General features: G+C 66.2%; 23 protein-coding genes. 10 read left to right on the top strand and 13 right to left on the bottom strand.

Features of this window, described 5'->3' with window-relative positions; all coding sequences use genetic code 11:
* Positions 1-16: 16 nt before the first annotated feature.
* Entirely contained in the window at positions 17-1,444 is a 1,428-nt protein-coding gene (locus tag AC1ZV1_RS13130) for an ArnT family glycosyltransferase (RefSeq protein ID WP_484297113.1), read from the top strand.
* An 86-nt stretch (positions 1,445-1,530) separates the two neighbouring features.
* Positions 1,531-2,619: an FUSC family protein gene (locus AC1ZV1_RS13125; RefSeq protein ID WP_484297112.1), complete on the top strand. Its 1,089-nt coding sequence runs from the start codon at positions 1,531-1,533 to the stop codon at positions 2,617-2,619.
* Positions 2,620-2,638: 19 nt separating this feature from the next.
* Here AC1ZV1_RS13125 and AC1ZV1_RS13120 read toward each other — a convergent pair whose 3' ends face one another.
* On the bottom strand, positions 2,639-3,388 hold the full coding sequence (locus AC1ZV1_RS13120) for a 3-oxoacyl-ACP reductase family protein (RefSeq protein ID WP_484297111.1): 750 nt from the start codon (positions 3,386-3,388) through the stop codon (positions 2,639-2,641).
* 122 nt (positions 3,389-3,510) lie between these two features.
* Between AC1ZV1_RS13120 and AC1ZV1_RS13115 the strand changes: the two genes are divergently transcribed.
* Positions 3,511-4,434: a LysR family transcriptional regulator gene (locus AC1ZV1_RS13115; RefSeq protein WP_484297110.1), complete on the top strand. Its 924-nt coding sequence runs from the start codon at positions 3,511-3,513 to the stop codon at positions 4,432-4,434.
* 151 nt (positions 4,435-4,585) lie between these two features.
* Positions 4,586-4,843, top strand: coding sequence for a hypothetical protein (locus tag AC1ZV1_RS13110; protein WP_484297109.1), 258 nt, complete (start codon positions 4,586-4,588; stop codon positions 4,841-4,843).
* A gap of 70 nt (positions 4,844-4,913) precedes the next feature.
* On the opposite strand, the gene AC1ZV1_RS13105 is transcribed toward AC1ZV1_RS13110, so the two are convergent.
* A complete protein-coding gene (locus AC1ZV1_RS13105) occupies positions 4,914-5,252 on the bottom strand; it encodes an I78 family peptidase inhibitor (RefSeq protein ID WP_484297108.1) in 339 nt (112 codons plus the stop codon).
* A 250-nt stretch (positions 5,253-5,502) separates the two neighbouring features.
* Between AC1ZV1_RS13105 and AC1ZV1_RS13100 the strand changes: the two genes are divergently transcribed.
* Complete coding sequence (locus tag AC1ZV1_RS13100; RefSeq protein WP_484297107.1) at positions 5,503-5,877, top strand: hypothetical protein; 375 nt, start codon at positions 5,503-5,505, stop codon at positions 5,875-5,877.
* Positions 5,878-5,910: 33 nt separating this feature from the next.
* Here AC1ZV1_RS13100 and AC1ZV1_RS13095 read toward each other — a convergent pair whose 3' ends face one another.
* Entirely contained in the window at positions 5,911-6,783 is an 873-nt protein-coding gene (locus AC1ZV1_RS13095) for a LysR family transcriptional regulator (protein ID WP_484297106.1), read from the bottom strand.
* A gap of 108 nt (positions 6,784-6,891) precedes the next feature.
* Between AC1ZV1_RS13095 and AC1ZV1_RS13090 the strand changes: the two genes are divergently transcribed.
* The 5 genes from AC1ZV1_RS13090 to AC1ZV1_RS13070 all read left to right on the top strand — a co-directional run bounded on the left by AC1ZV1_RS13090 (position 6,892) and on the right by AC1ZV1_RS13070 (position 9,656).
* On the top strand, positions 6,892-7,647 hold the full coding sequence (locus tag AC1ZV1_RS13090; protein ID WP_484297105.1) for a CTP synthase C-terminal region-related (seleno)protein: 756 nt from the start codon (positions 6,892-6,894) through the stop codon (positions 7,645-7,647).
* Complete coding sequence (locus tag AC1ZV1_RS13085; RefSeq protein WP_484297104.1) at positions 7,644-7,967, top strand: antibiotic biosynthesis monooxygenase family protein; 324 nt, start codon at positions 7,644-7,646, stop codon at positions 7,965-7,967. Before AC1ZV1_RS13090 ends, AC1ZV1_RS13085 begins: the two co-directional genes overlap by 4 nt.
* Positions 7,968-8,059: 92 nt before the next feature.
* Positions 8,060-8,521, top strand: a complete 462-nt coding sequence (locus AC1ZV1_RS13080; protein ID WP_484297103.1) for a hypothetical protein — start codon at positions 8,060-8,062, stop codon at positions 8,519-8,521.
* Positions 8,522-8,540: 19 nt separating this feature from the next.
* On the top strand, positions 8,541-8,966 hold the full coding sequence (locus AC1ZV1_RS13075; protein ID WP_484297102.1) for a VOC family protein: 426 nt from the start codon (positions 8,541-8,543) through the stop codon (positions 8,964-8,966).
* Positions 8,967-9,089: 123 nt separating this feature from the next.
* Positions 9,090-9,656 (top strand): C40 family peptidase, encoded by a 567-nt coding sequence (locus AC1ZV1_RS13070; protein ID WP_484297101.1) that lies wholly within the window; start codon positions 9,090-9,092, stop codon positions 9,654-9,656.
* Positions 9,657-9,775: 119 nt separating this feature from the next.
* Here AC1ZV1_RS13070 and AC1ZV1_RS13065 read toward each other — a convergent pair whose 3' ends face one another.
* The 10 genes from AC1ZV1_RS13065 to AC1ZV1_RS13020 all read right to left on the bottom strand — a co-directional run bounded on the left by AC1ZV1_RS13065 (position 9,776) and on the right by AC1ZV1_RS13020 (position 24,122).
* Positions 9,776-11,233 carry an efflux transporter outer membrane subunit gene (locus AC1ZV1_RS13065; protein ID WP_484297558.1) on the bottom strand — a complete coding sequence of 486 codons (1,458 nt, stop codon included), beginning with the start codon at positions 11,231-11,233 and terminating at the stop codon, positions 9,776-9,778.
* A 26-nt stretch (positions 11,234-11,259) separates the two neighbouring features.
* Entirely contained in the window at positions 11,260-14,376 is a 3,117-nt protein-coding gene (locus AC1ZV1_RS13060) for a multidrug efflux RND transporter permease subunit (protein ID WP_484297100.1), read from the bottom strand.
* Positions 14,376-17,498: an MdtB/MuxB family multidrug efflux RND transporter permease subunit gene (locus AC1ZV1_RS13055; RefSeq protein WP_484297099.1), complete on the bottom strand. Its 3,123-nt coding sequence runs from the start codon at positions 17,496-17,498 to the stop codon at positions 14,376-14,378. The genes AC1ZV1_RS13060 and AC1ZV1_RS13055 overlap by 1 nt, the downstream gene beginning before the upstream one ends.
* Complete coding sequence (locus AC1ZV1_RS13050; protein ID WP_484297098.1) at positions 17,495-18,793, bottom strand: MdtA/MuxA family multidrug efflux RND transporter periplasmic adaptor subunit; 1,299 nt, start codon at positions 18,791-18,793, stop codon at positions 17,495-17,497. The genes AC1ZV1_RS13055 and AC1ZV1_RS13050 overlap by 4 nt, the downstream gene beginning before the upstream one ends.
* Positions 18,794-19,011: 218 nt before the next feature.
* A complete protein-coding gene (gene tpx / locus AC1ZV1_RS13045; RefSeq protein WP_484297097.1) occupies positions 19,012-19,512 on the bottom strand; it encodes a thiol peroxidase in 501 nt (166 codons plus the stop codon).
* A gap of 145 nt (positions 19,513-19,657) precedes the next feature.
* The gene (locus AC1ZV1_RS13040) at positions 19,658-19,942 is read right to left on the bottom strand and encodes a hypothetical protein (protein ID WP_484297096.1); all 285 of its coding nucleotides are present in this window, start codon (positions 19,940-19,942) and stop codon (positions 19,658-19,660) included.
* A 147-nt stretch (positions 19,943-20,089) separates the two neighbouring features.
* Positions 20,090-20,725, bottom strand: coding sequence for a LysE family translocator (locus AC1ZV1_RS13035; RefSeq protein ID WP_484297095.1), 636 nt, complete (start codon positions 20,723-20,725; stop codon positions 20,090-20,092).
* Positions 20,726-20,780: 55 nt separating this feature from the next.
* A complete protein-coding gene (locus AC1ZV1_RS13030; RefSeq protein WP_484297094.1) occupies positions 20,781-21,170 on the bottom strand; it encodes a VOC family protein in 390 nt (129 codons plus the stop codon).
* 41 nt (positions 21,171-21,211) lie between these two features.
* Positions 21,212-21,712 carry a VOC family protein gene (locus tag AC1ZV1_RS13025; RefSeq protein WP_484297093.1) on the bottom strand — a complete coding sequence of 167 codons (501 nt, stop codon included), beginning with the start codon at positions 21,710-21,712 and terminating at the stop codon, positions 21,212-21,214.
* Positions 21,713-21,917: 205 nt separating this feature from the next.
* Positions 21,918-24,122, bottom strand: a complete 2,205-nt coding sequence (locus AC1ZV1_RS13020) for an OsmC domain/YcaO domain-containing protein (protein WP_484297092.1) — start codon at positions 24,120-24,122, stop codon at positions 21,918-21,920.
* Positions 24,123-24,349 lie beyond the last annotated feature (227 nt).

The following is a 24,349-nucleotide window of genomic DNA, read 5'->3' as shown; positions in this document are numbered from 1 at the left end:
CAGCCACGGACCCGCCATGCCACAGCGCCGCCACCTCATCCTCCTGCTCGTGCTGGGCGGCCTGCTGTTCTTCGCGGCGCTGGGCAATCACCAGTTGCAGGGCTCCACCGAGCCTCGGGTGGCGGGCATCGCCATGGAAATGCACCTCGACGGCGACTGGGTAACGCCGCGCCTGAATGGCCAGTCGTTCCTGGAGAAACCACCGCTGAGCCTGTGGCTGGACGTGACCGCCATTCGCCTGTTCGGCCCGACCACCCTGGCGGTGCGCCTGGCATCGGCGTTTGCCGGGCTGTTCTGCGTGTTGCTGCTCTATGGCGTGCTCCGGCGCGTCGGCCGTCCCGCGACGCTGGCGCTGCTCGCCTCCTTGCTGCTGATGACCCTGGCGAGCTTCTGGGCCAATGCCCGCCAGGTAGGTGAAGACGCCCTGCTCACCCTGGGCGTGACGCTGGCGCTGCTGTCCTACCTGCAGGCCTGGCTCAAGCCGCCGGGCCGAACCCTGCACTGGCTGGGGTTCATGGCGGGGATCGCCATCTCCACCCTGAGCAAGGGTGTGCTGGGCCTGGCGCTGCCGGGCGTGGTCATCTTCGCCTGCCTGCTGTGGGACAGCCTTACGCAACGCCGACTGAACGCTTCTGCCTGGCTGCGCCCGCTGCTGTGGACGCTGCCGGGTCTGATACCGCTGCTGGTCTGGCTGCTGTTCCTCTATCGAGACGGCGGCAGCGCCGCCCTGCAGGAGATACTCTGGACCAACAGTGTCGGGCGCTTCAGCGGTTCCTTCAGCGAGGCTGGCCACTTCGAACCCTTCTACTACTACCTGGTGCGCCTGCCGCAGGCCTTCCTGCCCTGGAACATCCTGCTCTACCTGGGCCTCTGGCACTTCCGCAAACGCCTGGCGCAGGACCGCTACCTGCTGTTCTTCTGCCTGTGGCTGGCGGCGCAGTTCGCCCTGCTCACCCTCGCCTCCAGCAAGCGCATGGTCTACCTGATGGCGCTGGCCCCGCCGGCGGCGGTGATCGCCGCCGAGTACAGCCACGGGTTCCTGTCGCGCTGGCAGGCCCGTGCCTCGGTACGGATGCGCCGCGCTGCCGTGCTCCTGGCGCTGCTGGTGCCCGTCTTCTACCTGAGCTATGCGACCTGGATCGAGCCCCGCGCCGACCAGCAGGAGTCCTTCCTGCCACTGACCGAGCGGATTCGCCAGCACCAGATGGCCGGCCGCCAGGTCGCACTGTTCCAGCCCAGCGAGCGCCTGGCCGGCGCCGGCGTGTTCTACAGCCGCAGCCTGCTGCCGGCCCTGCAGAGCCGCGAGGAACTGACGAATTTCCTCGGTCAGCCGGGCGAACACATCGTCCTGCTGGAAAGCGACACCGTGCCGCAAGCGCCCCTGAGCGTGCTGCAGCACTTCCGCGTGGGCCAGCGCGACTACTACTTCGTCGGCCAGCAGTAGCCGGGAGATTGACCCAAGGCCGCCCCATCCAGCCGAGAGCGGCTAACCTTGGAGCATCGCCACCGCCCGCACAGGAGCCGCTTCCCTTGGCGAAGCAACCCTCGATCCTCACCCTGCCGTTTCGCCGCCTGGCCAACCCCTACACCCGCTATCGCTACGCTGCCTGGATCCACTGCGTGCGCGTCGGCCTCGCCTTGCTCACCTCGATGCTGCTGACCAGCGCGCTGAAGCTGCCCCACGGCCTCTGGGCCTCGGTGACGGTGCTGGTGGTGATGGGCGGGCTGGTGCACCAGGGGACGATACGCGGCAAGTCCTACGAGCGGGTAATGGGCACGCTGGTGGGCGCAGTGCTGGGCCTAGGGGTGATCGCGATCTACGATCAGTCCCGTTCACTCACCCTCACCTACCTGGCCATGTCAGTGCTGGGCGCAGCCTCGGCTTTCTATGCAATCCGCCGGCCCGGCTACGTCGCGCTGCTCGCGGGGATCACGATGTGCATTGTCGCCGGTCCCGGTGAGACGGGATTCACCGAAGGCCTGTGGCGCTCGGCCAACGTGCTGATCGGCGTCGCGGTGGCGCTGGTGTTCTCGCAGATCTACCCATTGCGGGCAGTCTATGTCTGGCGCTACCTGCTCTCGGACAACCTGCGGGCCTGCGCGCGAATGTACGGACAGCTCTCGTCCAACCACGACTTCACCCCGGAGCACTTCGCCCGCCAACTGGAGGAACTGGACCATCGCCTGGTGGCGTCACGGGCGCACCTGGGTCCGGTGTCACGCGAGACGGCGATGCCACTGCGCGAGCTGGAGATCATCCAGCGCATCCACCGCGCGATCATGGGCACCCTGGAATCGCTGATCGCCTCGCGCCAGTTCGCCGCCGAGGCCGGGGAGATAGAGCCGGTGCCGGCCAGCCTCGACGCGCACCGGCAGATCATCGGGCGCCTGCTCCTGCAATCGGCCCATGCGCTGAAGTTCAGCCGCACCAGCAAACTGGTGCAGGCCTGCCAGGGCCTGGACAACCTGCCCGCGCGGCCGCACAACCTCACCGACTCCTTCGAGAAGCAGGGCTTCTACTGGCTCACCCTGCGTCTCTATGAACAGGTAGAGATGCTCTCGGAAAAACTCGCCGGCACCGCCGCCCATTGGAACATCCAAAGCCGCGACCGGACCTGAGCCCGGCCGCGGCTCAGCATCACGCCCCGAAGCCGCCGTCGATGGTCAGGCTGGCACCCGTGATGTAGCCCGCTTCAGGACCGGCCAGGTAGGCGACGAAGGCGGCAATTTCTTCCGCGCGGCCATAACGGCCGACCGCCATCAGGTCCATCAGGGACGCCGCGAAGTCGCTGTCGGCGGGGTTCATATCGGTGTCCACCGGGCCGGGCTGCACGTTGTTCACGGTGATGCCGCGCGGGCCGAGGTCCCGGGCCAGGCCCTTGGTCAGGCCGACGATGGCCGACTTGCTCATGGCATAGACCGCGCCACCGCCGAAGGGCATGCGATCCGCGTTGGTGCTGCCGATGGTGATGATGCGCCCGCCCTGCCCCATGTGCCGCGCAGCGGCCTGGGTGGCGACGAAGACGCTGCGCACGTTCACCGCCAGGGTGCGGTCGAGGTCTTCCAGGCTGAATTCTTCCACCGGGGCGATGGCCAGCACGCCGGCGTTGTTCACCAGGATGTCGATGCCACCCAGGCGCTGGGCCGCAGTATCGATGGCGTGTTGCACCGAAGCGGCATCGCCGCTATCGGCTTTCAGTGCCAGGGCGCGGCCACCAGCGGCGTCGATACTGGCGGCGAGGTCTTCGGCCTTCTGCGCCGAGCTGACGTAGGTGAAAGCCACGGCGGCGCCTTCACGGGCCAGGCGTTGCACGATGGCGGCGCCGATGCCGCGGGAACCGCCTTGTACGAAAGCGACTTTGCCGGTGAGCGATTGAGTAGTGGTCATTTCGTGTCTCCAGTAATCAGTGGGGGAGTAGTTTCGACAGGGCCAGTTTCGCGCTCCGACTCCTGACCCGGTAGCCAGTAATCGCTATATTCAGTCGATACAAAACGTCCGGAATACCATCCATGGAAAGCCTGATCAGTATCGAATGCTTCGTCCGCAGCGCCGAAGCCGGCAGCTTTGCCGCCGCCGCGCGACGCCTGGGCCTGACTCCCGCAGCGGTGAGCAAGAACGTGGCGCGGCTGGAGAACAACCTGGGCGTGCGGCTGTTCCAGCGTAGTACCCGCAGCCTGGCCCTGACCGAGTCGGGCGAGCGATTTCTCGACGAGGCCGGCAGCGGGCTGGCCAGCCTGCAAAGCGCCATCGCCAACCTGGCCAGCGCTGACGGCCAACCCAGCGGCATGTTGAAGGTGAGCATGGGCCTGGTATTCGGCCGCGACTACATCCTGCCGCTACTGGGGGAGTTTCTCGGGCGCTACCCGGCGATCAGGCCGGACTGGCACTTCGACAACCGCCAGGTCGACCTCATCGCCGAAGGCTTCGACGCGGCCATCGGTGGTGGCTTCGAACTGCCGCCGGGAGTCGTGGCGCGCAAGCTGAGCCCGGCGCACCTGGTACTGCTGGCGTCCCCGGCATACGTGGAGAGCCGCCCGGCGATCCGCTACCCGTCGGACCTGCCCAGCCATGACGGCATCCGCATTCGCTCGCCGCAGACCGGTCGCGTGCGGCCCTGGCCACTGACCAACCGCCAGCAGACCCAGGCACCGATATCCCTGAAGGAGCGCATGACCTTCAGCGATCCGGAGGCTGCCTGCGTTGCTGCACTGATGGGGCTGGGTGTGACCCTGGTGAGCATGCAGCACGCCGTGCCGTACCTGGACAGCGGCCGCCTGGTGCGGGTGCTGCCGGACTGGTATGTGGATGCCGGCAACACCGCGATCTACTACGCCGCGCAGAAACTGCTGCCCGCGAAGACGCGGGTATTCGTCGATTACGTGATGGAGCATTTCCGCCGACAGGGTCTGGAGCGGAAGTTCAGCGCCATCTGACCGGCGACACGGCGGAACGGCAAATTCCTGACTAGCGTCAGAAATGGAGTGAATTTGCAGGGAAAGCGCTTGTCGATTGTTAGCAAGCTAACTTAATTTCGAATCTCTTCGATTCGGCATCCGATATGCAAGATATGCAAGGAGAAACTGCATGAAAAAGTACGCTCTGCTCCTGGCCATGGTGTTCACCGTACCGGCCTTCGCTGACAGCAAGCTGTGCGACGGCAACCTGCAGCAGATCAACGACTTCCTCAAGACCGCCAGCAAGAACGCGACCGGCGTAAAGGTCAATGCGGTCCACGAGTACCTCGCCAAGGCCGAGGAAGCGAAGAAAACCGGTAACTACGAGGAATGCGTCAATCAGTCGAGCCAGGCACTGCGCGTGATCAAGAAGCCCGCCAACCGTTGAGATTCACTGACCATGAAAAAGCCCCGCCTAGGCGGGGCTTTTTCATGGTCAGTGCTTCGCAGCCATGGACTCAGCCGCAGGAGACCTGTTTCACCACCTGGCTGTCATCGACATCGATGTTCAGGCGCTGCGAGTTGTACTCCATGGTTACCGGCTGGTGCGGAGTGAGCACGCGGGCGACGCTGGCGCCGGCGTCACGACGGGCTTCCTCGGTCAGGGTCGGGGTGACGACCTTGCCGACGATCGACTGCACCGCCTTGGCGTTGCAGGTGCCGGTCATGGCCGGCGAACTGTCCGCGGCCGGCTGGGCGGCATCGGACGAGGCATCCTTGGAACTGCAACCGGCGAGCGCGGCAACAGCGAGAAGCGACAGCAAGGTGCACTTCAAGGACATGGGATTGAAGGGCATGAAAGGTCTCCCTGGTTCTTCTGGAAAGAGAGCTCTGGAAAAGCTCCGGAAAAAACGCGAAAGGCGCCACCTTACCAGCCCGAAGACTGCAGCAGCGCGATGGATGTATTGCAGGCTGATACATGCAATGCCCGTCGCAGAGCCGTACGGCGCCATTTACACAACCTTTACACCGGCGGCGTTACGATTCGTTCGAGGCCGATGTCTCATAGATACCTGGTTCCTCGCCGGGTTCCTCAGGAGGTGCATCATGCTTCACCGTCTCCCCCAGATCGCCCTGCTCTGCGCTGGCCTCGCCCTCGCTGGCCAGGCCGCGGCCAACAGCCATACGGATGCCGCCGCGATCGGCGCCGTGGTCGGTGCCGTTGTCGGGGGTGCAGTGGTCGCCGGCTCTCAACCCGCGCCGGCCCCTTATTACGCGCCGCCGCCCCCGGTGGCCTATTACCCGCCGCAACCGGTGTATTACCAGCCGGTGCCGGTCTACCAACCCGTTTACCAGCCGGTCTACCGCCCCGTGGTGGTGGTCCCGGGCCCGCGTTACTACGGCCCGCCCCGCTACTATGGACCGCCGCGGTATTACGGACCGGGCTACTACGGCCCGCCCAGCCACTACCGTCATTGGTAGGTCAGACCCCGCCTTCGAGCGGGGTCTTTTCATTCAGGCGGTCAGTCGGATACTGCCAGCCAACTCCTCGAACAGCGTCACCACCGCCCGCAACGCGCGGCAGTCAGGGCGAGTGAGCAACCAGAGATGCGTGCTGCACCCCGGCAGTTCCGGTTCCAGCACCTGCAGGCCGTCGCCGGCGCGCAGCAGGAACGCCGGCAGCGCCGCCAGACCCAGGCCCGCACGGCAGAGATCCAGTACAGAGAGCATGCTGTTGCAGCGATAGGCCGGCACCACGGCCGGAAATACCTGGCGACGCCAGGCCACGCTTGAGTGGTCGGGAAGAAACTCGTCCGGGGCGATCCAGCTAAGTTCCTGCCAGGGACGCTCGCCCTGTTCGGCGAGGTAGTCGCGGTGCGCGCAGAGCACGTAGTGCACCTCGCCCAGATTGCGCCCGACCAGATGCTCTGGCGGCGCGCTGGTCAGGCGCAAAGCGATGTCGGCGTCGCGACGGCTGAGGTTGGCGAAGGCGTTGGACGTGGTCAGTTCCAGGTTCAGCGCCGGGTAGCGCTTCATGAAGCGTGCGAGGGCCGGCAGCAGCAACCCCTGAAGAACGGTGTCGGAACAGGTCAGGCGCACGGTGCCGCTGAGCACGTCATGGCCCTGCTCCAGGCCCAGGCGTGCCGCTTCCAGTGCCTGCTCGGCCAGTTCCGCCTGGGTCGCCAGTTGTTGCGCGGTGGCGGTGGCCAGGTAGCCATTGCGGCCTTTCTCGAACAGCGCGGTACCCAGCGCCTTCTCCAGCCGGCGCACCGCACGAAATACGGTGGAGACGTCTACCTCGAGCAATTCCGAGGCACGGGCAAGACTGCCGCCACGCACCAGCGCCAACACCAGGGCGAGATCGGCGTATTCCAGACGGTATTGCATCGACGCACTCCAAGGTTGCGCAATCGCCCATTTTCGATTGCACCTGCGCAACTATAAATTGCCTCCTGCAGGCCCGCCAGAGGGCCACGACGCCTGGGGGATCAAAGGATGGGAAAACGTCGCAAACCACTGCGGATCGGCCTGGTCGGCGACCGTGACAGCCGCGTCACCGCCCACTGGGCGATCCCCCTGGCGCTGCAGCAATCGCTGCTGCCGCATTCGGGCACCCTGCGCGTGGACTGGCTGGATACCCCGCGCCTCGCCGAAGGCCTGGATCTGGAGCCCTACTCCGGCTTCTGGTGCATCCCCGGCAGCCCCTACCAGAGCACCGACGGCGCATTGCGCGCGATCACCTTCGCCCGCGAGAACGAGGTGCCATTCCTCGGTACCTGCGGCGGCTTCCAGCATGCCCTGCTGGAGCGCGCCCGCCAGGTCCTGGGCTGGAGCGATGCCGCCCACGCCGAGACGGACCCGGAGGCGAAGCGCCCCGTGGTCCATGCCCTGCCCTGTTCGCTGGTGGAGGTCAGCGAAACCATTCGCCTCGCTCCCGGCTCGCACCTGGCGGCGATCTACGGACTGCCGGAGATCCGCGAGGGCTATCGCTGCCGCTACGGGGTGAATCCGGCGTTCCAGGAAGACCTGTTCGGCGGATCGCTGCGCGCCTGCGCCCATGGCGAAGACGGCAGCATCCGCGCGCTGGAAGCCACCGACCATCCGTTCTTCCTCGCCACCCTGTTCCAGCCCGAGCGCAAGGCGTTGGCCGGCATTGCCGTGCCGCTGGCCGAAGCCCTGCTGTCCGCCGCGTTCCGCCACGCAACCAGCCGAGAGTCCAACCCACGGTCCATCGCCGGGAGCCCCGCATGATCGCCCGCACGCCACAGCCGCCCTACTACGCCGTGACCTTCACCTCTTACCGCACCGAGCTGGACGACGGCTACGGCACCACCGCCGAGCGCATGCTGGAGCTGGCCGCGCAGCAGGATGGCTTCCTCGGCGTCGAGTCCGCCCGTGGTGCCGACGGCCTGGGCATCACCGTGTCCTACTGGCGCGATGAAGCGGCGATCCGCCACTGGAAGCAGCAGGCCGAACACCGCATGGCCCAGCAGGCTGGCCGACGCGACTGGTACAGCGCCTTCCGCGTGCGCATCAGCCGGGTCGAGCGCGATTACGGCTTCGAACGCTGAGCGACCCGTTCTGGCCCAGACACGACATGCCGGGTTCGATGCCCGGCACACATCGTCTAGGCTGGTCCCATTCAGCAAAGGGGGACCGACGCATGCACCGACAAGCCAGTGAACTGCAGGCTGCCTACCTCGGCGAAGTCCGCGGCGAAAACTTCTTCCTCGGCCTGGCCGAGCAACTGCCCGAGGGCGCTTCATCCATGCTCCTGCTGGCGCGGCTGGAACGCCAGACCGGCCTGCGCATGGCGCGGCTGCTGCAGCGCCACGGGCTGCCGCTGGGCGACACCGCGCACGCCGCTGCCCAGGGCCGCCAACGCGCCGCCGACTGGCTGGGGCTCGACTGGCCGCAGACCCTGGAAAAGCTCGAAGTACTGGTGGAGCCCTACGTCCAGCGCTACGACAGCCTGGCCGACCAGGGCGACGACGATGACCGGGACATCCTCGACGACCTCGCCGAGCACGAACATGCGCTGCTGGAATTCACCCGCCTCGCCCGCGACGGCCAGATGAACGCGGCCCAGGCCACCATCAGCCGCTTGCTGGCCGTCCCGGCCTGACCTGACAGGGAGTACGTCCATGGCGCTATCGCCCTTCCACCTGGCCATCCCCGTCTACGACCTGGCCCTGGCCCGACGCTTCTATGGCGAGGTCTTCGGCCTCGCCGAAGGGCGCAGCAGCGCCCAATGGGTGGACTTCGACTTCTTCGGCCACCAGTTGGTGATCCACGAGCATCCGCGCACGGCCAGCCAGGAGGCGGCGCACACCAACGCCGTCGATGGCCACGACGTGCCGGTGCCGCACTTCGGCGTGGTGCTGCCGTGGGAGGACTGGGAGCGCCTGGCGCAACGGCTGCGGGAGCGCGGCACGCGGTTCGTCATCGAGCCCCATGTGCGGTTCCAGGGGCAGGTGGGCGAGCAGGCGACGCTGTTCCTGTTCGATCCCTGCGGCAACGCCCTGGAGTTCAAGGCCTTCAAGGACATCGGGCAGTTGTTCGCCCGCTGAGTCGCGACCGATCATCCCCTGTGGAATCCACCTTCACAGCTACTGGAGATTTCCTACATCGACCGCCCCTAGCCATTCCTAAGATGGCGCCCGTCTCCACCGTTCACCCTGAGGTGACTCGACGTGCGCCCTCTCCGACTCCCGCTTTACCTCCTCTGCACCCTGGGCGCATCGGCCGCCCTCGCCGATGATCTCGACGCCCCGGACTGGCGCCGCTTCGAAGTCTCCGCCATCGACCGGACTTTCCTCCCCGCCAGTGCCCGGGCGCCTGGACCACAATCCAGTCTCCGCGCGCCCCAACGCCCGGCGAACACCTCGCGCATCGTGGCGCGCGCCCACGAGCTGATCGGTACGCCCTATCGCTGGGGCGGCCAGTCGGAGGAAGAAGGTTTCGATTGCAGTGGCCTGCTGGTCTACCTGTACCGCAGCATCGCCAATCGCACGCTGCCGCGCACCACGCACTCGATGATCGCCCAGCGCCATAACGAAGTGCACCGCGACGAGCTGCAACCGGGGGACGCGGTATTCTTCAACCAGAATGGCGAAGGCAACACCAGCCATGTTGGCCTGTACATTGGCGACAATCGCTTCATCCATGCCCCCAGCACCGGTAAGACCATCCGCATCGACTCGCTGGACAACCGTTATTGGCAGCGCAGCTACACCACGGCGCGACGCTTCAGCGGCTGACGCCCGCGCCGCTGCCGGCGCCAGCGCGGCATGGCGTTGCTCAGGCTGAAGGCGTCACGTCGCGGCGAAGGGAATCGCTTGTGGATTCCCCGAATTTGCCGAACGTGGGCTGACGCGGCTCAGTCCCGCGTTGCCTGCCCTTCCTCGGCGATCTTCGCCGCATCCCAACCACCGCCCAGCGCGGCGATCAGCTGCACGCTGGCGGTCAGGCGGCTGCCGGTCAGGGTCAGCAGCGTGCGCTCGTTGGACAGCGCGCTGGTCTGGGTGGTGACCACGTTGCTGTAGTCGATGGTGCCGGCCTTGTACTGGTTGGTGGTCAGGCGCAGCGCCTCGCGCGCAGCGTCCAGCGCTTCCTGCTGCACGCCGCTTTCCTCCTCCAGCACCTTGAGCTGGACCATGTAGTCCTCTACCTCGCGGAAGCTGTCCAGGACGGTCTGCCGGTAGTTGGCCACGGTCTGGTCGTAGCTCGCCTCGGCCTGCTCGACCTGCGAGGCGATCAGCCCGCCATCGAACAGGGTCATGGCGAACTGCGGGCCGATGGACCAGTAGCGGTTCGGTGTCTCGATCCAGTTCTGGAAGCTGCCGCTGCGGTAACCGCCGGCGGCAGTTAGGGTCAGGTCGGGGAACCAGGCGGCCTTGGCCACGCCGATCTTGGCATTGGCGGAGATCACCTGGCGCTCGGCGGAGGCCACGTCCGGACGACGTTGCAGTATCTCCGACGGCAGCAGCGCCGGCACATTCGGCAGGCTCGGCACCGCATCCACCGCGGCCAGGCTGAACTGCGCCGGCGGCACGCCGACCAGCACGGCGATGGCGTGCTCCAGCTGCGCACGCTGGTACTTCAGGTCGATGGCCTGGGCCTCGGTACTTTTCAGCTGGGTGCGTGCCTGGGCAACGTCGGCCTTGGTGACGATGCCGGCGTTGTACTGGTTCTCGGTGAGTTTGAGCGAGCGCTGGTAGGCGGTGACGGTGTCGTTGAGCAGCTTGATCTGCTGGTCCATCACGCGCAGTTGCAGGTAGTTCTGGGTCAACTGCGACTGCAGCGAAAGCCGCGAATTGGCCAGGTCCGCCGCACTGGCGTCCATGCTTGCATTGTCTGCCTCCAGCTGGCGACGCAGCTTGCCCCACAGGTCCAGCTCCCAGCTCACGCCGAGGCTTGCCGAGTAGCTGTTGCTGATCGAACTGCTACCGCCGCCACTGCTGACGGTGGAACCGTCCGGCAGGCGCACGCTGCCGCCGCTGCCGGTGCCTTGCCCCGAACGGGTCTTGCCGACGTCTGCGCTGAGGGTGGGGAAGAACGAGGAGCGCGCGCCCTTGGCCAGCGCCTGGGCCTGGCGGTAGGACGCGAGCGACTGCGCCAGCGTCTGGTTGGCGGCGACCAGGCGGGTCTGCAGGTCATTCAGCGTGGCATCACCGTACAGCTCCCACCAGGCGCCGTGGTTGAAGCCGTCCTGCGGCTTCGCCAGTTGCCAGCCCTCGCCCTCCTTGAAGCTGGCGGGCACCGTCAGCTCGGGGCGCTGGTAGTCCGGGCCGATGGCACAACCGGCCAGGGCCACGGCCAGCGCCAGGGCCGCCATCGGAGAAAGCAGGGAACGGGAGCGGATCATACGGGTGTCTCCAGGGCGCCGTCGGTGCGCACGCCGCGCTTCTTGTTGACCCAATGGCGCAGGCGGTCGAGGTAGAGGTAGACGACGGGGGTGGTGTACAGGGTCAGCAACTGGCTGCCGATCAGGCCGCCAACGATGGTCATGCCCAGCGGGCGACGCAGCGCGGCGTCGCCGCCGATGCCGAAGATCAGCGGCAGCGCGCCGAGGATGGCGGCCAGAGTGGTCATCATGATCGGCCGGAAGCGCTTCATCGCCGCCTCCAGGATCGCGTCCCGCGGTGACAGGCCCTGGGTGCGCTCGGCGTCCAGGGCGAAGTCGATCATCATGATCGCGTTCTTCTTCACGATGCCGATCAGCAGGATCACCCCGATCAACGCGATCAGCGACAGCTCGGTGCGGAACAGCATCAGCGTGAGCAGCGCACCGACGCCCGCCGACGGCAGCGTCGAGAGGATGGTCAGTGGGTGCACGTAGCTCTCGTAGAGAATGCCCAGCACGATGTACACCGACACCAGCGCCAGCAGGATCAGCCACGGCATGTCGTTCTGGGTGTCCTGCACCGCGCCGGCATTGCCCTCGAAGGTGGCCTGGATTTCCATCGGCAGGTGGATCGGTTCCACCGCTGCCAGGATGGCGTCGCGGGCCGGGCCGATCTGCGCGCCCTGGGCGAGGTTGAAGGAGAAGGTGGTGGCGGCGAACTGACCCTGGTGGTTGACCTCCAGCGGCGCGCGGCTCGGCTCGATGTGGGTGAACGCCGACAGCGGGATGCGCTGCCCTTCGCTGTTGATCACGTAGACCTGGCGCAGCTCCTCGGGGGTCTCCTGGTACGGCTGGGCGACTTCCATCACCACGTGATACTGGTTCAGCGGGTTGAAGATGGTCGAGACCTGGCGCTGGCCATAGGAGTTGTTCAGCACCGCATCCACTTCCGCGACGTTCACCCCCAGGCTGGCTGCGCGGTCACGGTCGATCACCAGGCGACTCTGCACACCCTTGTCCTGGGCGTCGCTGCTCACGTCGACGATCTGCGGCACCTTGTTCATCGCCGCCTCGACCTTCGGCGCCCATTCGCGCAGCAGGTTGAGGTCATCGCTGCGCAGGGTGAAGTCATACTGCGCGTTGCCCTGGCGACCGCCGATGCGCACGTCCTGGCCGGCCACCAGGAACAGGTTGGCGCCGGGGACCTGGGCCAGTTTCTTGCGCAGGCGGTTGACGATGGTTTCTGCGGAATCGCGCTCGGTGATGTCCTTCAGGGTGACGAAGAACGAGCCGGTGTTGCTCGACTGCCATTTCCCGCCGCCGACGAAACCCACGACGTTTTCCACGCCCGGGTCTTCGGAGAGGATCTTGCGGAACTCCGCCATCTTCTTGTCCAGCGCCTGGAACGAGATGCTCTGGTCAGCCACCGCGAACCCGCGCAGGCGCCCGGAATCCTGCTGCGGCAGGAAGCCCTTGGGCACCACCACGAAGAGGTACAGGTTCAGCGCAATGCAGCCGAGCATGATCATCACCATCAGCCGCGAATGCTCCAGCGCCCAGCTCAGGCTGGCGCGGTAGCGCTGCATGAAGGCAACGAAGAAACGGTTGCTCTGGCGCTCCACCGACGCCTTCATGGAGCCGCGATCGATGGGCTTGAGCAGGCGCGCGCAGAGCATCGGCGTCAATGTCAGCGAAACCACCAGCGACACCAGGATGGCCGCCGCCAGCGTGACCGAGAACTCGCGGAACAAGCGCCCGGTGATGCCGCCCATGAGCAGCAGCGGGATGAACACAGCCACCAGCGACAGGGTCATCGACAGCACGGTGAAACTCACTTCCCGCGCGCCGCGGATGGCAGCCTGGATCGGCGGGTCGCCCTCTTCGATGCGCCGCGCGATGTTCTCCACCACCACGATGGCGTCGTCCACCACGAAGCCGGTGGCGATGATCAGTGCCATCAGCGACAGGTTGTTCAGCGAGAAGCCGCACAGGTACATGACCGCGAAGGTGCCCACCAGCGAGACCGGCACCGCGAGGCTGGGGATCAGCGTGGCGCGACCGTTGCGCAGGAAGAGGTAGACCACCAGGATCACCAGCACCACGGAGATGATCAGGGTCAGCTCGGCCTCTTCCAGCGAGGAGCGGATCGACGGGCTGCGGTCGTCCATCACCGACAGCTTCACCTGCGGGCCGAGCACGTCCTGGATGATCGGCAGTTGCTCGTGAATGGCGTCGGTGGCCTCGATGATGTTGGCGCCGGGCTGACGGGTGATGATCAGCAGCACGGCTGGCAGGTCGTCGGAGAAGCCGGCGTTGCGAATGTCTTCCACCGAGTCGGTGACCTTGGCCACATCACGCAGGCGTACCGCCGCGCCGGTCTCGGCGTTGTAGTGGACGATCAGCGGGGCGTACTCGCTGGCCTTGCGCAGCTGATCGTTGGAGTCCACCTGCCAGTGCCGATCACCGAACTCCAGCGAGCCCTTGGGTCCGTCGGCGTTGGTGTTGTTGATCGCGGTACGCACCGTGTCCAGGGAAATGCCGTAGTGACTGAGCTGGTCGGGATTCACGTCGACGCGCACCGCCGGCAGCGAGGAGCCGCCGATGCTCACCTGCCCCACGCCCTTCACCTGCGCCAGCTTGGGCGAGACGATGGTCGAGGCCAGGTCGTACATCTGCCCGCGGGTGTAGGTATCCGAGGTCAGGGTGAGGATCATGATCGGCATGTCCGACGGGTTCGCCTTGCGGTACGTCGGGTTGTTCGGCATGCCCGAAGGCAGCAGGCTCATGGCCGCGTTGATCGCCGACTGCACCTCGCGCGCGGCGCCGTCGATATCCTTGGACAGGTCGAATTGCACGATGATGGTGGTGTTGCCCAGGGAGCTGCTGGAGGTCATGTCGGTGACCCCGGCGATGCGCCCCAGCGAGCGCTCCAGCGGCGTCGCCACCGTGGAGGCCATGGTTTCCGGGCTGGCGCCGGGCAGCGAGGCCTGCACCAGGATGGTCGGGAAGTCGACGTTGGGCAGCGGCGCCACCGGCAGCAGGCTGAACGACAGCGCGCCGGCCAGCATCAGCGCCAGGGTCAGCAGGCAGGTGGCGACCGGGCGCAGGATGAACAGGCGAGACAGGCCGCCCATCAGCCACGCTCCGCCGGGTCGATGCTGTTCACGTCAAGACCGTGGCGGCCGCGCCAGGCGGCCCAGCGCGCGGCAAGGCGGTCGAAGTACAGGTAGATCACCGGCGTGGTGAACAGGGTCAGCAACTGGCTGACCAGCAGGCCGCCGACCATGGTGATGCCCAGCGGCTGGCGCAGTTCGGCGCCGGCGCCGCCGGCGAGCATCAGCGGCAGCGCGCCGAGCAGCGCGGCCATGGTGGTCATCAGGATCGGCCGGAAGCGCAGCAGGCACGCCTGGTAGATCGCCTCGTGGGGCGGCTTGCCCTCGTTACGCTCGGCGTCCAGGGCGAAGTCGATCATCATGATCGCGTTCTTCTTCACGATACCGATCAGCAGGATGATGCCGATGATCGCCACGATGCCGATGTCCTGCCCCGAGAGCATCAGCGCCAGCAGCGCGCCCACGCCCGCCGAGGGCAGCGTGGAGAGGATGGTCACCGGGTGGATGAAGCTCTCGTAGAGGATGCCCAGCACGATGTACATGGTGACGATGGACGCCAGCACCAGCAGCAGGGTATTGGACAGCGAGGCCTCGAATGCCTGCGCCGCACCACGGAAGCTGCCCTGCAGGCTGACCGGCATCTCCATCTGCGCCTCGACGTCGCGGATCGCCTGCACCGCCTCGCCGAGGGCGACGCCCTTGGCCAGGTTGAAGGAGATGGTCGCGGCCGGGAACTGGGCGATGTGGTTGACCGCCAGCAGGGTGTGGCGCTCCTCGACCTTCGCCAGGCTCGACAGGCGCACCTGGGTGCCATCGCTGGACGGCACGTAGAGGTTCTCCAGCGACTGCGGACCGATCTGGAACTCCGGCGCCACCTCCAGCACCACGCGGTACTGCGTGGCCTGGGTGAAGATGGTGGAGATCAACCGCTGGCCGAAGGCGTTGTACAGCACGCTGTCGATGTTCGACAGGCTCACACCCAGGCGCGAGGCGGTGTCGCGGTCGATGTTGATGTAGGCCTGCAGGCCCTTGTCCTGCCAGTCGGTGGCCACGTCGGCCAGCTCCGGCAGCTGCTGCAGGCGATCCACCAGGCGCGGCACCCAGTCGGCGAGGACATCCGGGTCGGCATCCTGCAGGGTGAACTGGTACTGGGTGCGGGCGATGCGGTCTTCGATGGTCAGGTCCTGTACCGGCTGCATGTAAAGCTTGATGCCGGCGATCTGGTCCAGCTCCGGCTGCAGGCGGTGGATCACCTCGCTGGCGGTCACGTCGCGCTCGGCGTGAGGCTTGAGGTTGATCAGCAGGCGCCCGGTGTTCAGCGTGGCGTTGGTGCCGTCGACGCCGATGAACGAGGACAGGCTGTCCACCGCCGGGTCCTTCAGCACGATCTTCGCCAGGTCCTGCTGGCGGCTGGCCATGGACTGGAAGGAGATCGACTGCGGCGCCTCGGCGATGCCCTGGATCACCCCGGTGTCCTGCACCGGGAAGAAGCCCTTGGGCATGAAGATGTAGAGCAGCGCGGTAAGCACCACGGTGGCGATGGCCACCAGCAGCGTCAGCGGTTGGTGACGCAGTACCACGCGCAGGGCAGCGGCGTAGCGCTCGATCATCTTGTCAATGAAGCGCCCGGCGGCGCGGGCGAATCGCCCTTCCTTCTCCGGCTCGACATGGCGCAGCAGCTTGGCGCTGAGCATCGGTGTCAGGGTCAGGGAAACGAAGCCGGAAATCAGAATCGCCACCGCCAGGGTGATGGCGAACTCGCGGAACAACCGCCCCGCGACGTCCCCCATGAACAGCAGCGGGATCAGCACGGCGATCAGCGAGAAGGTCAGCGAGATGATGGTGAAGCCGATCTGTTTCGAACCCTTGAGCGCGGCCTCCAGCGGCGGATCGCCCTGCTCCAGGTAGCGGGCGATGTTTTCCACCATGACGATGGCGTCGTCCACCACGAAGCCAGTGGCGATGGTCAGCGCCATCAGCGTCAGGTTGTTGATCGAGAAGCCGGCGAGGTACATCACGCCGAAGGTGCCGATCAGCGACAGCGGCACGGCGAAGCTGGGGATCAGCGTCGCGGAGATATTGCGCAGGAACAGGAAGGTGACCATCACCACCAGGCAGACAGCGAGGAACAGCTCGAACTGCACATCCGCCACCGACGCTCGGATGGTCGTGGTGCGGTCGGTGAGCACCGTCACTTCCAGGCTGCCCGGCAGGGTGGCCTGCAACTGCGGGAGCATCTTCTTGATGCTGTCCACCACTTCGATGACGTTGGCGCCCGGCTGGCGCTGGATGTTCAGCACCACGGCGGGCGAGGTATTGGCCCAGGCGGCCAGGCGCACGTTCTCGGCGTCGTCCTCCACGCTCGCCACGTCACGGACGCGCAGTGGCGAGCCGTTCTTGTAGGCAATGATCAGGTCGCGGTAGGCGTCGGCGGACTTGAGCTGGTCGTTGGCGTCCAGGGTCGAGGAACGCGTCGGGCCGTCGAAGCTGCCCTTGGGGCCGTTGAGGTTGTTGTTGGTGACGGTGGTCTGCAGGTCCTGCAGGCTCAGGCCGGCGGCGGCGAGCGCCGAGGGGTTGGCACGGATGCGCACGGCCGGGCGCTGGCCGCCGCTGATGCTGACCAGGCCGACGCCGGATATCTGCGAGATCTTCTGTGCCAGGCGCGTGTCCACCAGGTCCTGGATTTGCGGCAACGGCATGTCCGGGGACATCACCGCCAGGGTGAGGATCGGCGCATCCGCCGGGTTCACCTTGCTGTACACCGGCTGGTTCGGCAGGTCCTTGGGCAGCAGGCTCTGCGCGGTGTTGATCGCCGCCTGGACTTCCTGCTCGGCCACGTCGAGGTTGATCTGCAGGCTGAACTGCAGGGTGATTACCGAGGCGCCGCCGGAACTGGTGGAGGACATCTCGTTGAGGCCCGGAATCTGCCCCAGCTGGTTCTCCAGCGGCGCGGTCACCGAGGAGGTCATGATGTCCGGGCTGGCGCCGGGATACAGGGTCACCACCTGGATGGTCGGATAGTCCACTTCCGGCAACGCCGAGATCGGCAGGAAGCGGTAGGCGATGATCCCCGACAGCAGGATCGCCACCATCAGGAGCGTGGTGGCGACCGGCCGCAGGATGAACAGGCGGGACGGGTTCATTCGCTCTTACCGCTGTCCTGGACCGGCGTGTCCGAGCCGAACGGCTTGGCGGTGGACTTGTCGCCCTCTTCAGTGGCGGCCGCGCGGGCCTTGTCGTCGGAGGCGACGATAGTCATACGGGTGCCGTCGCGCAGGCGGTCGGTGCCTTCGACGACGACGCGATCCCCCTCCTTCAGCCCCTCGGTCACCACCACGCGCTCGCTCTCGCTGGTGCCCAGGGTGACCAGCTGGCGCTTGGCCTTGCTCTCTTCGCCGACCAGGTAGACGTAGGTACCGTCGTTGCCGCGCTGCACGGCGTTGGCCGGGATGGTCAGCACGCCGGGCAGGGTCTCGGCCAGCAGGCGCACATTGACGAACTGGTTGGGGAACAGCTTGTGGTCGTCGTTCTCGAAGCCGGCCTTGAGCTTGACGGTACCGGTGGTGGTGTCGATCTGGTTGTCCAGGGTCTTCAGCACGCCGGTGGCCAGGGTCTGGTTCTGGTTGCGGTCCAGCGCCTCGACCGGCACCGGCTTGCCGCTGTAGAGCTCGCGGGCGATGGTACCCAGTTGCTGCTGCGGCAGACTGAACACCACCGAGATCGGCTTGACCTGGGTGATGACCACCAGCGGCGTCGTATCGCCGGAGGTCACCAGGTTGCCCACGTCCACCTGGCGCAGGCCGACGCGGCCGGAGATGGGCGCGCGCACCTGGGTGAATTCGAGGTTGAGCTTGGCGTCGGCGACCTGGCCCTGGTTGGTCTTCAGGGTGCCTTCGTACTGGCGGACCTGGGCTTCCTGGGTGTCCAGGGTCTGCTTGGCGATGGAGTCCTCGGCGTACAGGCCCTTGTAGCGGGCGAGGTCGATCTGCGCGTTCTTCAGTTGCGCCTGGTTCTGCAGCAGCGTGCCCTGCGCCTGGTCCAGCGCGGCCTGGAACGGACGCGGGTCGATCACCGCGAGGATGTCACCGGCCGTCACTTCCTGGCCTTCCTGGAACGGCACCTTGACCAACTGGCCGCTGACCCGGGCGCGGACGTTGACGGTGTTATAGGCCGTCACCGTGCCCAGTGCGTGGTAGTGCACCGGCAGGTCGCCCTTGACCACCGGCGCGACGCTCACGGTCACCGCCGTGCCGCCCTGCCCCGCGGCCATCTGCCCCGGACCCGGTCGCCCACCGCGTCCGCCCTGGGCCGCCGGCGCCCCCGAAGACGTCGAGTGCAGCCACATGATCAGCCCGACCACGGCGGCGAACAGCAGCGCGGTGATGAGCCAGGGGCGCAGGGTACGAAGTTTCGAAGGCGATCCGTTGCTTGCAGTCATGGGACTCTGTCTTGTCGAAAAGGGGGCTTGGCGCAAAGAAGTGAGAATAGCGAGGCTGAACGATAAGCACAGCCAGGCCGCAGGCAAAGTCTCTTTACCCGCTATTTACCTTTGATTTACCGGGAGTTACGAATTACCGGGGCATTGCGACCCGGAAATGGCGCGGGAGGTTCCCGCGCCATTGGGGCCAGTCCTGATGAACTGGCCCGATCCTTCCATCAGGCCAGGGCGGCGATGGCAGCAGCGTAGTTCGGCTCGTCGGCGATTTCGCCTACCAGCTCGCTGTGCAGCACCTTGTTGTGCTCGTCCAGCACGACGACAGCACGCGCGGCCAGGCCGGCCAGCGGGCCGTCGGCGATGGCGACGCCGTAGTTGGCGAGGAACTCGCGGCCACGCAGGGTGGACAGGTTCACCACGTTCTCCAGGCCTTCGGCGCCGCAGAAGCGCGCCTGGGCGAACGGCAGGTCAGCGGAGATGCACAGCACCACGGTGTTGGCCAGCTTGCTCGCTTCGGCGTTGAACTTGCGCACGGAGGTGGCGCAGGTCGGGGTGTCGACGCTGGGGAAGATGTTCAGCACCTTGCGCTTGCCAGCGTAGGTGTCCAGGGTGACGTCGGACAGGTTGCCGGCGACCAGCGACAGGGCCGGAGCCTGTTCGCCTTTCTGCGGCAGCTTGCCGTCGACGGAAACCGGGTTGCCCTTGAGGGTGACTTGAGCCATTGCTTGGGTCCTTCTGTGAGGGATGGCGCCGCTGGCGGGTTGCCAGCGGCGCAGGAGGATTCGGGGCCGGGGCAGATGCTAGCACGACTTTCCCGAGCATTACGCTCGGGCATGCATGCTCCCCTGCCTCCTCCTCACACCCGCCTCAGATGAACGGCTGGTCCTGGAACCCGCGCGGCAGGCGCTGGCTGCCCGGCATGGCGGCCAGGCGTTTTTCCCAGAAGCTGCGCCAGTCGTTGTGCACGGCCTCGGCGCGGGCCTTGCGCTGGGCACGACGCGCCGCATTGCGCGCAGTGCGGCGTGCCTCCTTGTAGACCTCGGTGTTGCGGCAGCTCCGGCATTTCACCCGGTTCAGCTCGCTGGTGGACTCCAGGTGCTTGCCCGCGTGCCCGCACGCCAGGTGACCCTTGACCTTGTAGTGAGTGACCATCGCAGATTCTCCCTGTCCGGCGAGCGCACCCTCGCCGCTTGGCGGTGCCGCAGCCGGGCAAAGCGTGCGTGCCGGTCGACTGCGGCGCTCAGGACGTTGGACGAGCCGCTGCGCTTGGGAGTTCGAAATTTCCGAGGTGGACGCCGCTCAGTGAGCCGCCATCATCCGCGCGCCGAACAGCAGGTAGCAGCAGCCGGCGACGCGATCCAGTGCCCGTCGGAAACGCCGGTACACGCCCGCCATGCGTTCGCTGGCGAAAACCAGGACCACGCAGCAGTACCAGCTCAGGGACAGTGTCACCATCAATCCGATGGCCATGGCCAGCAGCGGCGCCGACGGCGAGGCCGGCATGGCGGTGGCGAACAGGGTGGCGACGAACAGCGCGGTCTTGGGATTGGTCAGGTTGCCCAGCAGGCCGAGACGGAACGCCGAGAAGGCACTGCGTTGCCGGGCCACCTTGACAAGGCTCTCACCGTCATCGGCCGGCGCCTTGCGCTTGAGCAACCGGATGCCCAGGTAGATCAGGTAGGCACCGCCGGCCAGCTTCAACAGCAGGTACAGCGGGGGCGCGGCACTGAACAGGGACTTGATGCCGAGTCCGCCCGCCAGGCCCCAGATAACCGTGCCACTGGCGACACCCAGCGCGGCGATCAAACCGTGGCGGCGCGAATGGACGGCGGCGATACGTGCGGTGGTGAAAAAGTTGGGCCCGGGCGTGACCACCGCCACGGCCCACAGCAGGGCCACGGAAAGCAACGGAGCGACGTAGCTGGCGGCGATCATGGATTCCTCTCGGTGCGCTGCTGGCGTGTGTGCATTCTAGCGCCCTGGCGCCGCTTCACTCGTCCAGGTGACAGACGCAGCACAGCTTGTTGCCGTCCAGGTCACGCACGTAGGCGCCGTAGTAGGTCGGCGAGTAGTTCAGGCGCAGCCCCGGCGGCCCTTCGTCGACACCGCCCAGTCGCACGGCACGGGCATGGAAGTTGTCGACCTGGTGCCGCGTGCGCGCTTCGAAGGCCACCAGGCTACCGTTGCCGACGCTTGCGGGCTGGCCATCGATGGGGGGATAGACGCAGAACACCACGTCACTGTCCGGGTGAGCGAAGATCGCTCGCTCCGGTGCGTGGCGGTGCGCCTTGAGAACGATCCCCAGCGGTTCGAGCACCTTGCTGTAGAAAGCGATGGCTCGCGGCAGGTCGTTGGTGCCGACGGTAATGTGGCTGAACATGCCGCGCGCCCTCTCTGCCTGTTCGGGTTCAGTTGTCTGCCTTAGCTGCCGGCATGGGCACGCTCGATGGCGGCCATGTCCAGCTTCTTCATGCCCATCACCGCCTGCAGCGTGCGGCTGGCCTTCGCCGGGTTCGGGTCGGCAACCATGTCCCCGACGTGCCGCGGGCAGATCTGCCACGACACCCCGTAACGGTCCTTCAGCCAGCCGCAGACCTGCGCCTCTGCCGGGCCGCCCGCACCGAGCTTGTCCCAGAAGTGGTCGATCTCCTTCTGGCTGTCGCACATCACCTGCAGCGACAACGCCTCGGTGAAGTTGAACGTCGGCCCGCCGTTGAGCGCGATGAACGTCTGGCCATCCAGCACGAACTCCACCGTCAGCACCGAGCCGGGCACGCCACCATGACGGTCCTTCTCGGCCTCGGGGTAATAGGCGGTCTGGACGATCCGCGAATTGGGAAAGATGCCGACATAGAATTCGGCCGCTTCCTGGGCCTTGCCGTCGAACCACAGGCAGGGCGTGACGCGTTGCAGGCTGGACATGTTGAATCTCCTGATTCTCGCGCGGTCGGCTTGACCGGCATGCAGCTTGGTCGCCTGGGCGACGACGGAATCGACAAGTCTAGGCGGACTTTCGCGCCACATCGGACGACCGGTCGAGCGGCATGCCGGGAGGCGGATCAGGGTCACGCGCCTTGCGCTGGACATGAAAAAGGCACCCGAAGGTGCCCTTTCCGCAAGCCCCGGATCAGCGACCGGCCGCCACTGCCCTGGCCCGTGCCTGGTGCAGCTTCTTGTAGCTGTCGATCAGGCGCAGGTGCTTGTCGAGGCCTTCGAGCCTGGTGCTGGTGGGCGTCAGGCCGTAGAAGCGCACGCTGCCGTCCAGGGAGCCGAGCACCGCGTCCATGCGCTCGTTGCCGAACAGGCGGCGGAAGTTGGCCTCGAAGTCGACCATCTCCATTTCCTCGTCCAGGTGCACGTCCAGCGCCGCGTTGAGCGCCTGGTAGAACAGGCCGCGCTCAACCGTGTTGTCGTTGTACTGGAGGTACATCTCCACCAGTTCCTTGGCTGTCTCGAAGCGCTTCGCCACGAGGTTGATCAGCAGTTTGAGCTCAAGGATGGTCAGTTGACCCCAGACCGTGTTGTCGTCGAACTCGACGCCGATCAGTGTGGTGATGTCGGTGTACTCGTCCACCTCGCAGGCTTCCAGGCGCTTGAGCAGCGACTTGAGGCGGACGATGTTCAGGCTGTGCAGGTTGAGGATGTCCGCGCGGAACGCCAGCGCCTTGTTGGTGTTGTCCCAGATCAGGTCTTCCACCGGGTAGATTTCCGAGTAGCCCGGCACCAGGATGCGGCAGGCGGTGGCGCCCAGGTGCTCGTACACGGCCATGTAGACCTCCTTGCCCTGCTCTTCGAGGATGCCGAACAGGGTCTGCGCCTCCTGGGCATTGGAGTCGTCGCCGTGGCCTGAGAAGTCCCACTCGATGAAGTCGTAATCGGCCTTGGCGCTGAAGAATCGCCAGGACACCACACCGCTGGAGTCGATGAAGTGCTCGACGAAGTTGTTCGGCTCGGTCAAAGCCTGGCTTTCGAAGGTCGGTCGCGGCAGGTCGTTCAGGCCCTCGAAGCTGCGGCCCTGGAGCAGTTCGGTGAGGCTGCGCTCCAGCGCCACTTCGAAGCTCGGGTGCGCGCCGAAGGAGGCGAACACGCCGCCGGTGCGCGGGTTCATCAGGGTCACGCACATCACCGGGAACGCACCGCCCAGGGACGCATCCTTGACCAGCACCGGGAAGCCCTGCTCCTCCAGGCCCTTGATGCCGGCAACGATGCCCGGGTACTTGGCCAGCACCTCCTGCGGCACGTCCGGCAGGGCCAGTTCGCCTTCGAGGATTTCACGCTTGACCGCGCGCTCGAAGATTTCCGACAGGCACTGCACCTGCGCTTCGGCCAGGGTGTTGCCGGCGCTCATGCCGTTGGACAGGTAGAGGTTCTCGATCAGGTTGGACGGGAAGTACACCGTCTCGCCATCGGACTGGCGCACGAACGGCAGCGAGCAGATGCCGCGCTCGGTGTTGCCCGAGTTGGTGTCGTAGAGGTGCGAGCCGCGCAGCTCGCCGTCCGGGTTGTAGATTTCCAGGCAGTGCTCATCGAGGATGTCCTCGGGCAACGCATCCTTCGGGCCGGGCTTGAACCAGCGCTCGTCGGGGTAATGCACGAACGGCGCGTTGGCAATTTCCTCGCCCCAGTACTGGTCGTTGTAGAAGAAGTTGCAGTTCAGCCGCTCGATGAACTCGCCCAGTGCCGAGGCCAGCGCGCTTTCCTTGGTGGCGCCCTTGCCGTTGGTGAAGCACATCGGCGACTGCGCGTCGCGAATGTGCAGCGACCAGACGTTGGGCACGATGTTGCGCCACGAGGCGATCTCGATCTTCATGCCCAGGCCGGCGAGGATCTCCGACATGTTGGCGATGGTCTGCTCCAGCGGCAGGTCCTTGCCCTGGATATAGGTGCTGGCACCCGCGACGGTGCTCGGCATCAGCAAGGCCTGGGCATCGGCGTCGAGGTTCTCGACTTCCTCGATGACGAAGTCCGGGCCGGTCTGCACCACCTTCTTCACCGTGCAGCGGTCGATGGAGCGCAGGATGCCCTGGCGGTCCTTTTCGGAGATGTCAGCCGGCAGCTCCACCTGGATCTTGAAGATCTGCTTGTAGCGGTTCTCCGGGTCGACGATGTTGTTCTGCGACAGGCGGATGTTGTCCGTGGGGATGTCGCGGGTCTGGCAGTAGAGCTTGACGAAGTAAGCCGCGCACAGCGCCGAGGAAGCCAGGAAGTAGTCGAATGGACCCGGTGCCGAACCATCACCCTTGTAGCGAATGGGCTGGTCGGCAATCACCGTGAAGTCGTCGAACTTGGCTTCGAGTCGGAGGTTGTCGAGAAAATTGACCTTGATTTCCATGCGGGCATTACCACGAAAAAGTAGAAAGCGAACTGCCCGGCATTATCCGGACAAACGCGCCGCGGGGATATCCCGACGTGCCCGGCACCGGTCGGGAAGCCTGCACTCACGGCGGATGCGCAATCGACGCGCGGTCGAGCGCAGGCAGCCGGCGGCCCCGTGCTTCGGGTAAGATGCGCCGCCTCAAGCGCCCGCTACCCCGTAAAGAAGGAAACCACCGTGCTCAC

The sequence above is a fragment of the Pseudomonas sp. BB438 genome, assembly GCF_057180225.1.
The sequence above is the reverse complement of the archived record's forward strand: the minus strand, read 5'-3'. Positions and strand labels throughout refer to the sequence as shown.

Coding starts and splice junctions, on each gene's coding strand:
- AC1ZV1_RS13130 (WP_484297113.1), top strand. CDS start 17: ATGCCACAGCGCCGCCACCTCATCCTCCTGCTCGTGCTGGGCGGCCTG.
- AC1ZV1_RS13120 (WP_484297111.1), bottom strand. CDS start 3,388: ATGACCACTACTCAATCGCTCACCGGCAAAGTCGCTTTCGTACAAGGC.
- AC1ZV1_RS13115 (WP_484297110.1), top strand. CDS start 3,511: ATGGAAAGCCTGATCAGTATCGAATGCTTCGTCCGCAGCGCCGAAGCC.
- AC1ZV1_RS13110 (WP_484297109.1), top strand. CDS start 4,586: ATGAAAAAGTACGCTCTGCTCCTGGCCATGGTGTTCACCGTACCGGCC.
- AC1ZV1_RS13105 (WP_484297108.1), bottom strand. CDS start 5,252: ATGCCCTTCAATCCCATGTCCTTGAAGTGCACCTTGCTGTCGCTTCTC.
- AC1ZV1_RS13100 (WP_484297107.1), top strand. CDS start 5,503: ATGCTTCACCGTCTCCCCCAGATCGCCCTGCTCTGCGCTGGCCTCGCC.
- AC1ZV1_RS13095 (WP_484297106.1), bottom strand. CDS start 6,783: ATGCAATACCGTCTGGAATACGCCGATCTCGCCCTGGTGTTGGCGCTG.
- AC1ZV1_RS13090 (WP_484297105.1), top strand. CDS start 6,892: ATGGGAAAACGTCGCAAACCACTGCGGATCGGCCTGGTCGGCGACCGT.
- AC1ZV1_RS13085 (WP_484297104.1), top strand. CDS start 7,644: ATGATCGCCCGCACGCCACAGCCGCCCTACTACGCCGTGACCTTCACC.
- AC1ZV1_RS13080 (WP_484297103.1), top strand. CDS start 8,060: ATGCACCGACAAGCCAGTGAACTGCAGGCTGCCTACCTCGGCGAAGTC.
- AC1ZV1_RS13075 (WP_484297102.1), top strand. CDS start 8,541: ATGGCGCTATCGCCCTTCCACCTGGCCATCCCCGTCTACGACCTGGCC.
- AC1ZV1_RS13065 (WP_484297558.1), bottom strand. CDS start 11,233: ATGGCGGCCCTGGCGCTGGCCGTGGCCCTGGCCGGTTGTGCCATCGGC.
- AC1ZV1_RS13060 (WP_484297100.1), bottom strand. CDS start 14,376: ATGGGCGGCCTGTCTCGCCTGTTCATCCTGCGCCCGGTCGCCACCTGC.
- AC1ZV1_RS13055 (WP_484297099.1), bottom strand. CDS start 17,498: ATGAACCCGTCCCGCCTGTTCATCCTGCGGCCGGTCGCCACCACGCTC.
- AC1ZV1_RS13050 (WP_484297098.1), bottom strand. CDS start 18,793: ATGACTGCAAGCAACGGATCGCCTTCGAAACTTCGTACCCTGCGCCCC.
- tpx (WP_484297097.1), bottom strand. CDS start 19,512: ATGGCTCAAGTCACCCTCAAGGGCAACCCGGTTTCCGTCGACGGCAAG.
- AC1ZV1_RS13040 (WP_484297096.1), bottom strand. CDS start 19,942: ATGGTCACTCACTACAAGGTCAAGGGTCACCTGGCGTGCGGGCACGCG.
- AC1ZV1_RS13035 (WP_484297095.1), bottom strand. CDS start 20,725: ATGATCGCCGCCAGCTACGTCGCTCCGTTGCTTTCCGTGGCCCTGCTG.
- AC1ZV1_RS13030 (WP_484297094.1), bottom strand. CDS start 21,170: ATGTTCAGCCACATTACCGTCGGCACCAACGACCTGCCGCGAGCCATC.
- AC1ZV1_RS13025 (WP_484297093.1), bottom strand. CDS start 21,712: ATGTCCAGCCTGCAACGCGTCACGCCCTGCCTGTGGTTCGACGGCAAG.
- AC1ZV1_RS13020 (WP_484297092.1), bottom strand. CDS start 24,122: ATGGAAATCAAGGTCAATTTTCTCGACAACCTCCGACTCGAAGCCAAG.